General features: G+C 60.0%; 11 protein-coding genes. 2 read left to right on the top strand and 9 right to left on the bottom strand.

The window, feature by feature from the left end; all coding sequences use genetic code 11:
- Nucleotides 1-17: 17 nt before the first annotated feature.
- The gene (locus JFU48_RS28180) at nucleotides 18-1,808 is read right to left on the bottom strand and encodes a bifunctional diguanylate cyclase/phosphodiesterase (protein WP_201138340.1); all 1,791 of its coding nucleotides are present in this window, start codon (nucleotides 1,806-1,808) and stop codon (nucleotides 18-20) included.
- Between the two features lie 133 nt (nucleotides 1,809-1,941).
- Complete coding sequence (locus tag JFU48_RS28175) at nucleotides 1,942-4,026, bottom strand: carboxy terminal-processing peptidase (RefSeq protein WP_177434744.1); 2,085 nt, start codon at nucleotides 4,024-4,026, stop codon at nucleotides 1,942-1,944.
- Nucleotides 4,027-4,164: 138 nt separating this feature from the next.
- Here JFU48_RS28175 and JFU48_RS28170 point away from each other — a divergent pair, with 138 nt between their 5' ends.
- A complete protein-coding gene (locus tag JFU48_RS28170) occupies nucleotides 4,165-5,127 on the top strand; it encodes a zinc-binding dehydrogenase (protein WP_201138339.1) in 963 nt (320 codons plus the stop codon).
- 119 nt (nucleotides 5,128-5,246) lie between these two features.
- Here JFU48_RS28170 and JFU48_RS28165 read toward each other — a convergent pair whose 3' ends face one another.
- From JFU48_RS28165 to JFU48_RS28140, 6 genes are all read right to left on the bottom strand, one after another.
- The gene (locus JFU48_RS28165; protein WP_103520195.1) at nucleotides 5,247-5,900 is read right to left on the bottom strand and encodes an HAD family hydrolase; all 654 of its coding nucleotides are present in this window, start codon (nucleotides 5,898-5,900) and stop codon (nucleotides 5,247-5,249) included.
- 34 nt (nucleotides 5,901-5,934) lie between these two features.
- Nucleotides 5,935-6,924: an ABC transporter ATP-binding protein gene (locus tag JFU48_RS28160; protein WP_103520194.1), complete on the bottom strand. Its 990-nt coding sequence runs from the start codon at nucleotides 6,922-6,924 to the stop codon at nucleotides 5,935-5,937.
- Nucleotides 6,921-7,721 (bottom strand): ABC transporter permease, encoded by an 801-nt coding sequence (locus JFU48_RS28155; protein WP_003223125.1) that lies wholly within the window; start codon nucleotides 7,719-7,721, stop codon nucleotides 6,921-6,923. Before JFU48_RS28155 ends, JFU48_RS28160 begins: the two co-directional genes overlap by 4 nt.
- Nucleotides 7,708-8,544: an ABC transporter permease gene (locus JFU48_RS28150; protein WP_163005303.1), complete on the bottom strand. Its 837-nt coding sequence runs from the start codon at nucleotides 8,542-8,544 to the stop codon at nucleotides 7,708-7,710. The genes JFU48_RS28155 and JFU48_RS28150 overlap by 14 nt, the downstream gene beginning before the upstream one ends.
- 5 nt (nucleotides 8,545-8,549) lie before the next feature.
- On the bottom strand, nucleotides 8,550-9,356 hold the full coding sequence (locus JFU48_RS28145; protein WP_201138338.1) for an alkaline phosphatase family protein: 807 nt from the start codon (nucleotides 9,354-9,356) through the stop codon (nucleotides 8,550-8,552).
- Between the two features lie 182 nt (nucleotides 9,357-9,538).
- Nucleotides 9,539-10,606 carry an ABC transporter substrate-binding protein gene (locus JFU48_RS28140; RefSeq protein WP_003223128.1) on the bottom strand — a complete coding sequence of 356 codons (1,068 nt, stop codon included), beginning with the start codon at nucleotides 10,604-10,606 and terminating at the stop codon, nucleotides 9,539-9,541.
- Between the two features lie 351 nt (nucleotides 10,607-10,957).
- Between JFU48_RS28140 and JFU48_RS28135 the strand changes: the two genes are divergently transcribed.
- Nucleotides 10,958-11,671: a UTRA domain-containing protein gene (locus JFU48_RS28135; protein ID WP_025113378.1), complete on the top strand. Its 714-nt coding sequence runs from the start codon at nucleotides 10,958-10,960 to the stop codon at nucleotides 11,669-11,671.
- Between the two features lie 804 nt (nucleotides 11,672-12,475).
- Here the strand turns inward: JFU48_RS28135 and JFU48_RS28130 are convergent.
- Nucleotides 12,476-13,810, bottom strand: a complete 1,335-nt coding sequence (locus JFU48_RS28130; protein WP_201138337.1) for an amidohydrolase — start codon at nucleotides 13,808-13,810, stop codon at nucleotides 12,476-12,478.
- Nucleotides 13,811-14,123: the final 313 nt, after the last annotated feature.

The raw sequence follows: 14,123 nt of genomic DNA, 5'->3' as shown, positions 1-14,123 counted from the left end.
TTGTGTCTGCTGGGGAGTCAGCGTTGGCCGATCAGTTGCGGTTGATGAAGGGCGGCGGCAGTGAGGCTATCAATCACATGCACGCTATACCCCGGAACATTCTTCGCATGATGCTTCGCCTGCGAAGCCATCTCCGCCAGTTGACTCGCATCCAGTTCTGCGCAAGCCGTGGGGTGCAGGTGGACGACGCCGATCGATAACGAGAGTAACGGAAACTCCTGCCGAATCCCCTGCCGGTTCGGCGCGATGAAGCAGCCGGCTTCCAGGTGTTCCGGGCGATAGAAGCGGCGGCATTGGCTTTGGAAGTCGTCGAGCAACTGGTTTAGGCGTTTGCGCCAGTCTTCCGGGCCGAGCACCAGCAGGAAGTCGTCACCGCCGATATGGCCGACGAAGTCGCGGGATGGGTCGACGCGTTCGTTGAGGCATTGCGCCAGGCACAGCAGGACTTCGTCGCCACGGCCGTAGCCGTAGATGTCGTTGAAGGGTTTGAAGCTGTCGATGTCGACGTAGCAGATGATCGATTCGCGGCCCTGTTGCAGCAGGCGGGTCAGGCATTGCTGGATCGGCACGTTGCCGGGCAGCAGGGTCAGTGGATTGGCGTATCGCGCCTGTTGGATTTTCAGTTCGGTGATCAGTTTGAGGACGTCGATCACCCGACCGAGGCCGAGATAACCACCGTTGAGGGTAATGATGAAATCCTCTTCGATGCGTTGCCGGGCGCGGCTGGTGATCAGACGGCTGACCTGTTGCAGCGACTGGCTCATCTCCACGGCGAGGAAGTCGTCGTTCATCAGGCGGCTGATCGGCTTGCGCGCGAACAGGTCGGTGGCAAATGGCTTGAGCAAGGCGTCGGACAGCGAATGGCGATGGACGATGCCGCACGGCTGGCCCTGTTCATCGAGCACCGCCAGTGAGTTCAGATTGGCCTGGCGGCGGAAGGCTTCCAATACGGTAGCGGTCGGTGTGTCGCGATGCACCGCCGGTTGGTCATTGAGCAGGGCGCTGAGGTCGCTGCCCTCGTCGTTCAGCGCTACGGCGCTGCTGTCGTGTTTCGGCATCAGGGCCCGGGCATCGCGGGGTGGATGCTCCTGAGGGCGAGCGAGCAGGTAACCCTGTACCAGATCGACGCCCATCTCGGTCAGCACCGCCAGTTCCTCTGGCAACTCGATCCCCTCGGCAATCACCTGTGCCCGTGACGCCTTGGCGATTTGCAGGATCGAGCCGACGAACTCGCGTTTCAATGCGTCCTGATGGATGCCGTCGATGAAGTGGCGGTCGATCTTCACGTAATCCGGGCGCAGCTCCGACCATAGACGCAAGCTCGAATAGCCGGCACCCAAGTCATCCAGCGCAATCGAAAAGCCCATCGCCCGATAGTGATGCAGCGCGGTTTGCAGCAACTGGAAATCGTCGATTGGCGTCTGTTCGGTGAGTTCGATCACCACCTGGCTTGGTGGAATGCCGAAGTCCTGCAGCAGTTGCAGGGTCCGTCCCGGTTGGTGCGCGGCTTCAAGCAGGGATTCCGGTGAAACGTTGAGGAACAACTTGCCCGGCAATTGCTGCTCGTTGAAACGACGGCAGGCAGACTGGCGGCAGGCAATTTCCAGTTCGCTCAAACGACCGGCCTGACGGGCCACGGCGAACAACGCGATAGGCGAGTGCAAAGGGCTGTTGGACGGGCCACGGGTGAGGGCTTCGTAACCGAGAATACGACGTTCGGAAAGACAAATGATCGGCTGGAACAGACTGTGCAAACCGCTTTGAGTCAGGATCGAGCTCAAGGCACTCAGCTGTTCGGTCGTGGTCATGGCTATCTCTGGCGATAAAAAAAGGACCGGGAGCGCTCTTGCTTGAAGAGACGCTCCCGGTCCTTTATTTCACGACAGAATGATGACTGTTTGATGACGCTCCGAGGAGCGTCAACACTAAATTGCCATCATCTTACTTTTTGGCCACCTGATTACTCAGTTTCAGATAATCCAGCAGCACGCGCCCGGTTTCGGCCAGGTAGGCGTCGTCCTCTGGTTTGACCTTGTCCGGCTCGGCTGCCGCGAGGGCGTCGTCGTCTTCCTTCTTCAGCTCTTTCAGCGGTTCTTCGCCTTTGGCTTTGCGACGGATGTTTTCCATCGCCAGTTGCTTGGCATCGATGTCCGCGTGCTGGGCACGGCGCTCGGCTTCGTTGAGGCTGACGGTTTTTTCTTCCATCAGCTTCTGCGCCAGGGCCAGCTTGTCGCGGATGAACACGAACTCGGCATCTTTGGCGCTACGTGCCTCATGCTCGGACTTGAGCTGCGCCAGGTACGGCTTGAACGGATCGACCGCAGGCTTGATCGCTGCCTTGATGGTGTCCCACGGCATGGCTTCCGGCAGGGCGCTTTCGCCGATTTCCTTGGTGTCGATGATCGACGGATAATCGATGTCTGGCAGCACACCCTGATGCTGGGTGCTCTGCCCGGAAACCCGGTAGAACTTGGCCAGGGTCAGTTTCAGTTCGCCGTGGTTCAGCGGCTGAATGGTCTGCACGGTGCCTTTGCCGAAGGTCTGGCCACCGATGATCAGTGCGCGATGGTAGTCCTGCATGGCGCCGGCAAAAATCTCCGAAGCCGAGGCGGACAGGCGATTGACCAACAGCGCCATCGGGCCTTTGTAGAACGCGCCCGGGTTTTCATCTTCAAGCACATCGACGCGGCCATCGGCATTACGCACGAGTACGGTCGGGCCCTTGTCGATGAACAGGCTGGTCAGCTCGGTAGCTTCCTGCAGAGAACCGCCGCCATTGTTGCGCAGGTCGATGACCACGCCGTCGACTTTCTCTTTCTGCAGTTCGGTCAGCAGCTTCTTGACGTCACGGGTGGTGCTCTTGTAGTCCGGATCACCGGCACGGAACGCCTTGAAGTCGAGGTAGAAGGCCGGGATCTCGATGATGCCGAGTTTGTAGTCCTTGCCATCCTGTTTCAGGCTGAGGATCGATTTCTTCACCGCCTGATCTTCAAGCTTCACCGATTCGCGAGTGATCGGCACGATCTTGCTGGTCTGGTCGTTCGGCGCATTGCTGGCCGGAATCACTTCCAGACGCACCACGGTGCCTTTCGGGCCGCGGATCAGCTTGACCACTTCGTCCAGGCGCCAGCCCACTACGTCGACCATCTCTTTGTTGCCCTGGGCAACGCCGATGATCTTGTCCGCCGGTGCAACCTGCTTGGTCTTGTCGGCCGGGCCTGCCGGCACCAGGCGCACGACTTTCACCTGATCGTTGTCGCTCTGCAACACGGCGCCGATGCCCTCGAGGGACAGGCTCATGTTGATGTCGAAGTTCTCCGCGCTATCCGGCGACAGATAGTTGGTGTGCGGATCGTAGGACATGGCGAAGGTGTTGATGTACGCCTGGAAGATGTCTTCCGCGCGTGTCTGATCGAGGCGCGCCAATTGGTTCTTGTAGCGCTTGGTCAGGGTGTCCTGAATCTGCTTGGAATCCTTGCCGGCGATCTTCTGCCGCAGCACTTCGTCCTTGACGCGTTTGCGCCACAGGTCGTCGAGTTCAGCGGTGGATTTGAGCCAAGGGGCGTCCTTGCGATCGATCAGCAAGGTTTCCTTGGTGGTGAAGTCCATCTTGTCGACGCCCTTGTTCAGCTCCGCAATGGCGAAGTCCAGACGCGCCTTGACGCGGTCCAGATAGCGTTTGTAGATGGTGAACCCGGCGTTGAGGTCGCCGCTTTTGAGGAAGTCGTCGAACTGGGTCTTCCACTTGTCGAATTCGGCGATGTCGCTGGCCAGGAAGTAGCTGCGCGACGGGTCCAGCAGCTTGATGTAGCTGTCGTAGATGATCACCGAGCGCGCATCGTCGAGCGGCGGCTTGCTGTAGTGGTGACGCTTGAGCAACTCGACGACATTGAGGCTGGCGATGACTTCGTCGCGATCAGGCTGCAAGTTGTCCCAGCTGTTGGCTGCGAATGTTTTGCCCGACATCGGCAACAAACCGATACCGATGAAAAGAGCGAGGGCGGTGCTGGGGAGCAAATGCTTCATGCTGATTCGACGCGGGGACAATTGATAACGCATATTAGGCCGTCTTTGAAGTCGCCGGTTCTACGAGAGCCGGTCGCATAATGCAAAAAGCCCGGCGCTACAGCTTCGGGCTCAGTCCAGACTCACTATGGAGGCACTGTGAAGGCATTGCAAGGCGTTGAAGGGCAAGTGGCATGGGTTGAAGAGCCGAGTCCGGCATGTGATGTAGGACAAGTGCGCATTCGCGTGGCGGCTGCCGGCCTCAATCGCGCCGATTTATTACAGAAAGCCGGGCTTTATCCACCGCCGCCTGGCGCCAGTCAGGTGCTCGGTCTGGAGTGTTCCGGGGTGATCAGCGAGGTCGGCGCCGGCTCGTCCTGGCAGGTCGGCGACCGGGTCTGCGCCTTGCTGGCCGGGGGCGGAATGGCTGAAGAGGTGGTCGTCGACGGACGGCACGTGCTGCCGGTGCCCGAGGGCGTGTCGTTGATCGAGGCCGCGGCATTACCCGAGGTTTATGCAACGGTCTGGCTGAATGTGTTTCAGCTCGCAGCGCTGAAACCCGGTGAAAAGGTTCTCCTGCATGCCGGCGCCAGTGGAATTGGTTCAGCCGCCATTCAGCTGTGCAAGGCGTTCGGCAATCCATGCTGGGTCAGCGTCGGGTCTGCCGAGCGATTGGCCTACTGCGAGGCGCTGGGGGCCCAGGGCGGGGTGGTGCGCACCGATGATCTGGAGAGCCTGCGCGACCTCGGGCCGTTTGACGTGATTCTTGATCCGGTCGGCGGCAATTATGCGGCGCTGAACCTCAAGTTGACGGCGCTGGACGGGCGCTGGGTGCTGATCGGTTTGATGGGCGGGCGTGAGGCGAAGCTGGATCTGGCACAGGTGCTGGCCAAGCGCGTGCAGTTGCTCGGTTCGACGTTGCGCAGTCGCGATGATCAGTTCAAGGCCGACTTGTTGAGTGACCTGAGCCAGCATGTGTGGCCGTTGTTTGCCGAAGGGCGGTTGCGTCCGCAACTGGCGAAGACTTTCCCGGTGAAGGATGCCGAAGCGGCGTTTGCCGAGCTGGCGAGTAATACGGTTTCGGGGAAGGTGGTGTTGGTGATTGACGACAGCCTGAGCTGAGGACTCTGAAAAACCTGTGTGGGAGCGGGCTTGCTCGCGAAAGCGGAGTGTCAGTCGATATATTCTTGACTGATCCACCGCCTTCGCGAGCAAGCCCGCTCCCACATTTAAATCTCTGTTTATTTCCAGAGATGGATCGGCCAGCCTGCTTTTTCGGCATGCTCCAGCAGCACCGGATCCGGATTTACCACATGCGGGAAATCCACCTTCAGCAGCAACGGCAAATCGTTGCGTGAGTCGGAGTAGAAACTCGCGCCTTCCAGATTTTCTTCCTCGGCATCCAGCCATTCCAGCAGGCGGGTGATCTTGCCTTCGCGGTAGGTCAGCGTGCCGACGGTCTGGCCGCTGTAAACGCCGTGCGCGACTTCAAGTTCGATGCCCAGAATCTCGTCGATACCCAGGCGCTCGGCGATCGGTTTGACCAGGTGTGTACCCGAGGCCGAGATCACCAGAATCCGGTCGCCGGCCTTGCGGTGGGCGGCGATGGTTTTGGTCGCGTCGCTGAAGATGATCGGTTCGATGAAATCTTCGACCCACGGGCCGACCAGGTGGTCGACTTCTTCCGGGGTGCGGCCGATCAGCGGTTCGAGGCTGAACGCCATGAATTCTTCCATGCGCAATTTGCCATGGCTGTAGGCGTCCATCAGCTCGTTGTTCTTGCGCATGAACGACTCGCGATCGACCCAGCCCAGGCGCCCCATCTGTTCGCTCCAGAGGGTGGCGCAGTCGCCGTGGATCAGGGTTTCGTCCAGATCAAATATTGCCAGGGCCATCAGTGCAGTTCTCTCTTCAACGTCAGCAAAGTCATCAGGCTACCTCACACAGGGCCGTCGGATCGATGGAAAGCGCCAGACGCTGACCGTCGGGATGCAGATCCGCCGCCGAGCGGTTGAGCACGTCCACCACCAGTTCCACGCCGCGCGCTTCGACGCGGTAGCGGATCACGTTGCCGAGCAGGCTGTGGCTGCGGATCTGCGCATCGAGCTCGCCATTGAGGCTCAGCTCGATGGCTTCCGGGCGAATTGCGATACGGTGGTTGATCGGCCGTTGCAACAGCTTCGAGGCACTGTCGGCGTCAAGCAAGTTGTAGTTGCCGATGAAGCCTGCGGCGAATATGTCCACTGGTGCGGTGTAGAGGGTTTCGGCATCGCCGCTCTGCACGATCTTCCCTTGGTTCATCAGGAAAATCCGGTCGGACATGGTCAGCGCTTCTTCCTGGTCGTGGGTGACGAAAATCGTCGTCAGGCCGAGTTCGCGCTGGATCTGCCGGATCTGTTCGCGCAGGTGTTTGCGAATTCGTGCATCCAGCGCCGACAGCGGTTCATCCAGCAGCAACAGGCGTGGGCGAGTGACCAGCGAGCGGGCGAGGGCAACGCGCTGGCACTGACCGCCGGAAAGCTGATGCGGATAACGACTGGCGAAGTCGTTGAGCTCGACCAGTTTCAACACCTCGGCGACACGTTTGTGGCTGTCGTCGGCATTGACCTTTTGCATGCGCAGGCCGAAGGCGACGTTCTGCTCGACGGTCATGTTGGGGAACAGCGCGTAGCTCTGGAACACCATGCCGATCCCGCGTTTCTGCGGGCTCAGCGGCACGATGTCGACACCATCAAGGAGGATCTTGCCAGCATCCACCGGCGTCAGCCCGGCAATGCAGCGCAGCAGCGTGGACTTGCCGCAGCCGGACGGGCCGAGCAAGGTGACGAATTCACCCTTGTTGATCTCGCAGTTGATGTCGCTGAACACGGTGGTGCCGGCGTAGTTTTTCTGCAGGTGTTGGACGCTGACATAGCTCATTCGCTTTTGTCCTTGTTCAAGATGTTGGCGATCCAGGTCAGGACCAGCACGAAAAAGAAGTACGAGATCACCAGCGCACTGGTGAAGTGGCCGCTGCTGTTGCGCATGTTGTTCAGATACACCTGCAGGGTTTCGTAGCGTGTGCCGACGAGGATGTTGGCGAACACGAACTCACCGAACAGGAACGAGAACGACAGCAGCAGCGCGACCATCAGGCCTTTGCGCAGGTTCGGCAGCACCACCAGGAACGCCGCCTGAAAGGTGCTGGCGCCGAGCAGCTGCGCGGCGTCCATCAGGTCGCGCAGGTTGATCGCCTGCAGGTTGTTGGTGATCGCCCGGTACATGAACGGCAGCGCCACGGTGAAGTAGCAACCGATCAGGATCCACGGCGTACCGACCATCGCCAGCGGCCCGGAACCATAGAGTTGCAACAGCCCGACCGACGACACCACTGGTGGCACCGCGAAGGGCAACAGGATCAGGATGTTCATCAGCGCATCGAGTTTCGGGAAGTGGTAATGCACCACGAACAGCAGGGGCAGGATCAGCACCACCGACAGCACCAGCGCACCGACGCACACCAGTAGCGACTGGCCGAAGGCATGCAGGAAGCGCGGATCGCTCCACAGCTGGATGTACCACTTGAAGGTGAAGCCGCTGGGCAGGATGGTCGCCGACCAGCTGCTGGCAATCGAATAGATCAGCGTACCCACCAGCGGCAGCAGCAGGATCGCGAACAGCAGATACACCACGACGCGGTGGTAGACGCCGGCGGGGCCGGATTCAGCGCGAGACATGGTAGCTCCTCTTCAGCAGCAGTTGATGCACGACGGTGACGATGGTCATCAACGCCACCAGCACCACGGCCAGGGCACTGGCGAGATTCGGGTCGAGGGAAATGTCCCCGGAAACCATCGCCGCGATGCGGATCGGCAGTACGTTGAAGTTGCCGGTGGTCAAGGCGTACACCGTGGCGTAGGCGCCGAGGGCGTTGGCCAGCAGGATCACGAAGGTGCCGAGCAGTGCCGGGGTCAGCACCGGCAGACCGATGTGCCGCCAGAATTGCCAGCCGTTGGCGCCAAGCAACGCGGCGGATTCGCGCCAGTCTTCACGCAAGGCGTCGAAGGCCGGGTAGAGCAGCAGCACGCCGAGGGGAATCTGGAAGTAGGTGTAGAGGATGATCAGACCGGTTTTCGAGTACAGGTTGAAGTCCTGAATGATCCCGGCCTGCTTGAGCATGATGGTGATGCTGCCGTTGAAACCGAGCAGGATGATGAACGCGAAAGCCAGGGGCACACCGGCGAAGTTGCTGGTCATGTTGGCGAAGGCATTCACGAAGTTGCGCAGTTTCGAGTCGACCCGGCGCAATGAATACGCACCGAGCACGGCGATGATGATGCCGAACACGCTCGACCAGAAACTGATCTCGAGGCTGTACTGGATCGCCTGCAAATAGAACTTCGAGCTGAAGATCTTGCTGAAGTTGGCGAAGCCCCAGCCGAACTCTTCCGATTGCAGGCTGTTGATCATCACCCAGACCAGCGGGGCGATTTCGAACACGATAAAGAACAGCGCGAACGGCACCAGACACAGGGCCGCGAGCCATTTGCCGCGAGTCATGGCGTTCACTTGAGCAGCTCCCGGCACACAGGTTTGTCATGGGGCACGCCGAGCAGTGCGCAGACCGTGCCGCAGATGTCGGTCTGCTTCGGCGTGGCATCAGCATTGAGGCTGAACGCGTCACCGAGGACGAACAGCGGCACCTGGCGCTCTTCCGGTAGCAAGCCGTTGTGCGAGCGATCGTTGTTCATGCCGTGATCCGCGGTCACCAGCACCTGATAGCCAGCGTCGAGCCAGCCTTGCAGGTAGTCGGCGAGGATGATGTCCGCCGAGCGCGCGCTGTTGCGGTATTGCGCGGAATCGAGGCCGTGCTTGTGGCCGGCGTCGTCGATGTTCATCGGGTGGATCAGGAGGAAATTCGGCGCATGACGCAGGCGCAGGTTTTCCGCGTCGGCGAACAGGTGCGAATCCGGGTAGTGGTCACTCCAGTAGAATTGCCCGTGCTGGATCGGCAGCGACAGATTGTCGGTATGCCGGTCGCGGGCCGCCACGAACGGCGAGCGGTTGTACAGCTCGCTGACCCAGTGGTAGGCCGCTGCGGCGGTTTTCAGACCGGCGTCGCGGGCGTAGTGATAGATGCTGCGCTGATTGGACAGCCGTGCAACGTTGTTGTGGACGATGCCGCTGTCGATCGGCGGCACACCGGTGAGGATGCATTCGTAAAGCGGTCGGGACAGGGCCGGCAACTCGCACTCCAGCTGATAGAGCGCAGCGCGTCCTGCGCCAACGTAAGCCTGCAGATGCCCCATGGCGTGACGCGCGACCTCGTAGTTGAGACCGTCGAGCACGACAAGGATGACGTTGTGCTTCATAGGGGCAAAAACTCCGCGAAATTCAATTAGCTCGAAATCAATTCGATCCCCCTGTGGGAGCGGGCTTGCTCGCGAAAGCGTCGGGTCAGTCAACATCATCGTTGAATGACTCACCGCCTTCGCGAGCAAGCCCGCTCCCACATTTGGATCTCCAATGGATCCAGCAGTGGGGATTTACAGGATTACTTCATCTCTACGATGACTTCTTCGTTCCACTTCTGCGGCAAGGCCTTGGAGGTTTTTTCCCAGGCGTCGGCGTCCTTGATCGGCGTGACCTTTTTGTACTGCTCGTTCGGCAGCAGCTTGGCTTTCACGTCCTCCGGCAGTTGCAGGTGATCGGCGCGGATCGGACGGGCGTTGCCGCGCGCCAGGTTGGTCTGGCCGGCGTCGCTGAAGATGTATTCGCGGGTCAACTTGGCGGCGTTCGGGTTTTTCGCGTACTTGTTGATGATGGTGGTGTAGCCGGAAATCACCGAGCCATCGGACGGGATCAGCACCACGTAGTCATCCGGGTTGGCCATCTTGGCCTTGTAGCTCAGGCCGTTGAAGTCCCAGACCACGCCGACTTCGATCTCGCCTTTTTCCATGGTGGCGATGGTCGGGTTGGCCATCGACAGGCGACCTTGCTTGGCGATGTCTGCAAACAGCAGCAGGGCCGGCTGGATGTTCTTCTCGTCGCCACCGTTGGCCAGGGCCGCGGCGAGTACGCCGTTGGCAGCTTGCGCGGCGGTGCTCACGTCACCAATGGAAACCTTGTATTTGCCGCCCTTGAGGTCAGCCCATTTGGTTGGCACTTCGGAGCCGTGCAGCAGTTTCTTGTTGACGATGAAGGCGATGGTGCCGGTGTAGGCCAGTGCCCAGTTGCCGTCCTTGTCCTTGGCCCAGTCCGGGACTTGATCCCAGGTGCTTGGCTTGTACGGTTGCACCACGCCTTGCTTGACCGCGATCGGGCCGAAGGCGGCACCGACGTCGCCGATGTCGGCGGTGGCATTGTCTTTCTCGGCGGCGAACTTGGCGATTTCCTGGGCCGAGCTCATGTCGGTGTCGATGTGTTTCAGGCCATAGGTCTTGGCCAGGTCTTCCCAGGTGCCTTTCCAGTTGGCCCAGTCATCGGGCATGCCGACGCTGTTGACGGCGCCTTCCGCTTTCGCAGCGGCTTCGAGGGTTTTCAAATCGGTACCCGCCGCCATGGCGGAGGTGCACATTGCAATGGTCGAGCCTAACAGTGTTGCCAGGAAAAGCTGTTTCATTCCGAAGCTCCTTGGTCGTGTTCAACGCTGCGATTGCGGTTTGTGTTGGTCTAGGTCAGCAATACCTGAGCCAATTTAAGGGGGCTGGATGACACTTTGATGTCGGCGGTCGCCCGGCAGGCCTTTTATTTGCCCGGTTTCGGCGCTTGCCCGCTAAGCGTAGACCAAGGTCAAAGCCCCGGCAGACAAGGGACTTGGCCGATGTATTGCAAGTCATGAGGGCGACCGTCGGGCAGGTTTGTCATCTCTCGGTCATCTGCACTGCCTAGGCTTGCAACACATGGAAACGGCTTGCAGCCGTACGGTTTTTGCCCCGAAACAGTGCTGGTCTAGTCCAGATAGGTAACGTTGATGCGCGATGAGGCAACAAAAGCGGTGACAGCGATTGGTCAGGTGTTGCAGGAGCAACTTGATCACGGCCTGCTCGCGCCCGGGAGCAAGTTGCCGGCCGAGCGCAAACTCAGTGAGTTGTTCGGCACCACGCGCATTACTGTGCGTGAGGCGTTGTTGCAGCTGGAGGCGCAGGGGCAGATTTATCGCGAGGAGCGCCGTGGCTGGTTCGTTTCGCCGCCACGTCTGGCGTACAACCTGATGCAGCGCAGTCACTTTCACGCGATGGTCAGTGCGCAGGGGCGGGTGCCGTCGACCGAAGTTATTTCGGCGCGCTTGCAGCCGGCGTCGGTGGCGGTGTGTGCGTTGTTGCAGTTACCTGCTTTGTCGAGCGTGATTCAGATTTGTCGATCGCGGCGGATTGATGGGCGGCTGGTGTTGTATGTGGAGCATTATCTTAACCCGCAGTATTTTCCGGGGATTCTGGGGTTTGATTTGAATCAGTCGATGACCGAGTTGTATGCGCGGCATTACGATTTGCACTATGGGCGGGTGCGGTTCGAGATTGTGCCGACGTCGTTGTCGGTGGATGCGGCGGCGGCTTTGCGGGTTTCTGTGGGGAGTCCGGGGTTAAGGATTGCTCGGGTCAATTATGATCAGCATGAGCGGTTGATTGATTGTGATCTGGAGTTTTGGCGGCATGATGCGATTCATGTTGGTGTAGATGTTGTTTGAGCTTTTGGCCTTGGCGGCCTCTGGGCCGACCAGGTTCTTGGGGTTTTAGGTGTATATCCGTTGCTTCGGGTGCTGCGGCTGGCGGTTTCGCTCTTACAGCGACTCCCTTTGGCAAACGCCCCAAAGGAAGCAAAGGTCTTGGCCCCGGCGTACGGCCCTCGCTTGGGCTCGGGTTCCTTCGTTGCGGGGTTCATCCGGGGGCATCGCCTCCGGTTTGCTTCGCTGCACCTCCTCTCGATGTGTTTGGCTTCGCCAAACGGTCGCTGCGCTCCCACCCCCGGATGAACCCCTCCACTCAGCCTGCCGATGGGGCCGGCACGGCAAGATCAAGAGCTGCAGCCGAGCTTGCGCTCATCCTGTTGAGTGGTGAAAAGCGTGCGGTCGGCTTTTGCTTTTCTGTAGGAGTGAGCCTGCTCGCGATGGCGGCCTGACAGCCGACCAGTCTCCAACTGCCTGCACCCAATCTCACTGTAGGAGTGAGCCTGCTCGCGAAGTCGCCCTGACAGCCGACCAATCCCCAACTGACCGCCCCCAATCTCACTGTAGGAGCGAGCCTGCTCGCGAAGGCGTCCTGACAGCCGACCAATCCCCAACTGACCGCCCCCAATCCACTGTGGGAGCGAGCCTGCTCGCGATGGCGGCCTGACAGCCGACCAATCTCCAACTGACCGCCCCCAATCCAACTGTAGGAACGAGCCCGCTCGCGATGGCGGCCTGACAGCCGACCAATCCCTCGCTGAATGAACCCAATCCACCTGTGGGAGCGGGCTTGCTCGCGAAGTCGCCCGCACAATCACCCCATCTCTATCTGGCAGCCTCAGCATTCCCATACAAATAATCCGTCGCCAGCGACGCCATCGTCCTCACCCCAACCACCAGCGCCGACTCATCCACAAAGAATCCCGGATTGTGATTCGGCGCAGCTTTGCTCATGTCCTGATCCCGTGGCGTCACCCCGAGAAACACAAACAGCCCCGGCACTTCCTTGGCAAAGAACGAGAAGTCTTCCGCGCCGCCCACCAGCGGTGCATTGACCACGTCATTCTTGGCCGCCCACTTCAACGTCGGCAGCATTTTCTCCGTCAGTGCCGGGTTGTTAATCGTGGGGTCGTATTTTTCGATGATGGTCACGTCGGCTTTCGCGCCGCCGCTTTCGGCGATTTTTTCGATGGTCTGGCGAACGTCGCTGTGCAGTTTCTGGCGGATGCCGTAGTCATAGGAGCGGATGGTGCCGCTCATGTCGACGGACTCGGGAATGATGTTGTAGCGGGTGCCGCCATTGATGGTGCCGATGCTGACCACCGACGGGTAGGACGAGATGTCGGTGCGCCGGCTGACCACGGTTTGCAGGCCGACGATGGTTTGTGCGCCGACGGTGATCGGGTCGATGCCGTCCCACGGGCGGCCGGCGTGGGTTTGTTTGCCGAGGATTTTGATGCGCAGGTCGTCGGAGCTGGCCAGGGTCGGGCCGGGGCGGTAGGCGATCTGGCCGGCGGGGACGCCGGCCCAGACGTGCAGGCCGAACACGGCGTCGGGTTCGGGGGATTTCATCACGCCTTCCTCGACCATCATTTTCGCGCCACAGGTGTTTTTGCCGTCGGGGATGAAGTCGCTCGGGCCTTCTTCGGCGGGCTGGAAGTAGAACACCACGGTGCCGGGCAGGGTGTCGCGCAGGCCTGTGAGAATTTTCGCCGTGCTCAGCAGGATCGCGGTGTGGGCGTCGTGGCCGCAGGCGTGCATCACGTCGACTTCTTTGTCCAGATAAGTGCCTTTGGCTTTCGAGGCGAAGGGCAGGTCGGCCACTTCCTTGACCGGCAGCGCGTCCATGTCGGCGCGCAGGGCGACGGTCGGGCCGGGCAGGGCGCCCTTGAGGATCGCGACCACGCCGGTGCGGGCGACGTTGGTTTTGACTTCCAGACCCATGGCCTTCAGTTGTCTGGCGACCAGTTCCGCAGTGCGTTTCTCGGTGTTGCCCAGTTCCGGGTGCGCGTGGATGTCGCGGCGGGTTTCCAGCAGTTCCGGTTCAAGTGCCTTTGCTTGTGCGGCGATCTGTTCGCGGGTGCTGTCCAGAGTGGCGGCGCTGGCGGTGCCGGCCAGCAGGGTGAGCAGAACGGTCTGGGCGATACGTGTCAGCTGCATCGGATTTCTCCATGGTTATTGTTTTTCTGGCTTCCCTGCCTGTGACAAAAAAACCGGTGGGTAAGTTTAGGGGCAACGGAGTATCGCGCGCGAAGTTTTCGAAAGTGTGCATGTTCATTAATTGGGGCGGGAATTTTCCTACTGCCTTATCGGCTTGGTCTGGCGTGACAGAAAAATAAAAAACAATAACTATATACCGCACACCGCAGCATTTATTTCAATAAATTTCTCCGCAGTCCAGGCGATGTGGTCGACAAGTTGTCGATTTCGTTTGCCAGGAAACGACGGCGCGAATAATCCAGGGAGGATATAT

The sequence above is a fragment of the Pseudomonas sp. TH49 genome (genome assembly GCF_016650625.1).
GTDB classification, from domain to species: domain Bacteria; phylum Pseudomonadota; class Gammaproteobacteria; order Pseudomonadales; family Pseudomonadaceae; genus Aquipseudomonas; species Aquipseudomonas fluorescens_H.
This window is presented reverse-complemented; position numbering and strand designations above follow the sequence as displayed.

Excerpts from the sequence above, each read along its gene's own strand:
- JFU48_RS28175 (WP_177434744.1), bottom strand. The coding sequence starts at position 4,026 with ATGAAGCATTTGCTCCCCAGCACCGCCCTCGCTCTTTTCATCGGTATC.
- JFU48_RS28160 (WP_103520194.1), bottom strand. The coding sequence starts at position 6,924 with ATGAGCTATGTCAGCGTCCAACACCTGCAGAAAAACTACGCCGGCACC.
- JFU48_RS28135 (WP_025113378.1), top strand. The coding sequence starts at position 10,958 with ATGCGCGATGAGGCAACAAAAGCGGTGACAGCGATTGGTCAGGTGTTG.
- JFU48_RS28165 (WP_103520195.1), bottom strand. The coding sequence starts at position 5,900 with ATGGCCCTGGCAATATTTGATCTGGACGAAACCCTGATCCACGGCGAC.
- JFU48_RS28130 (WP_201138337.1), bottom strand. The coding sequence starts at position 13,810 with ATGCAGCTGACACGTATCGCCCAGACCGTTCTGCTCACCCTGCTGGCC.
- JFU48_RS28155 (WP_003223125.1), bottom strand. The coding sequence starts at position 7,721 with ATGTCTCGCGCTGAATCCGGCCCCGCCGGCGTCTACCACCGCGTCGTG.
- JFU48_RS28150 (WP_163005303.1), bottom strand. The coding sequence starts at position 8,544 with ATGACTCGCGGCAAATGGCTCGCGGCCCTGTGTCTGGTGCCGTTCGCG.
- JFU48_RS28140 (WP_003223128.1), bottom strand. The coding sequence starts at position 10,606 with ATGAAACAGCTTTTCCTGGCAACACTGTTAGGCTCGACCATTGCAATG.
- JFU48_RS28145 (WP_201138338.1), bottom strand. The coding sequence starts at position 9,356 with ATGAAGCACAACGTCATCCTTGTCGTGCTCGACGGTCTCAACTACGAG.
- JFU48_RS28180 (WP_201138340.1), bottom strand. The coding sequence starts at position 1,808 with ATGACCACGACCGAACAGCTGAGTGCCTTGAGCTCGATCCTGACTCAA.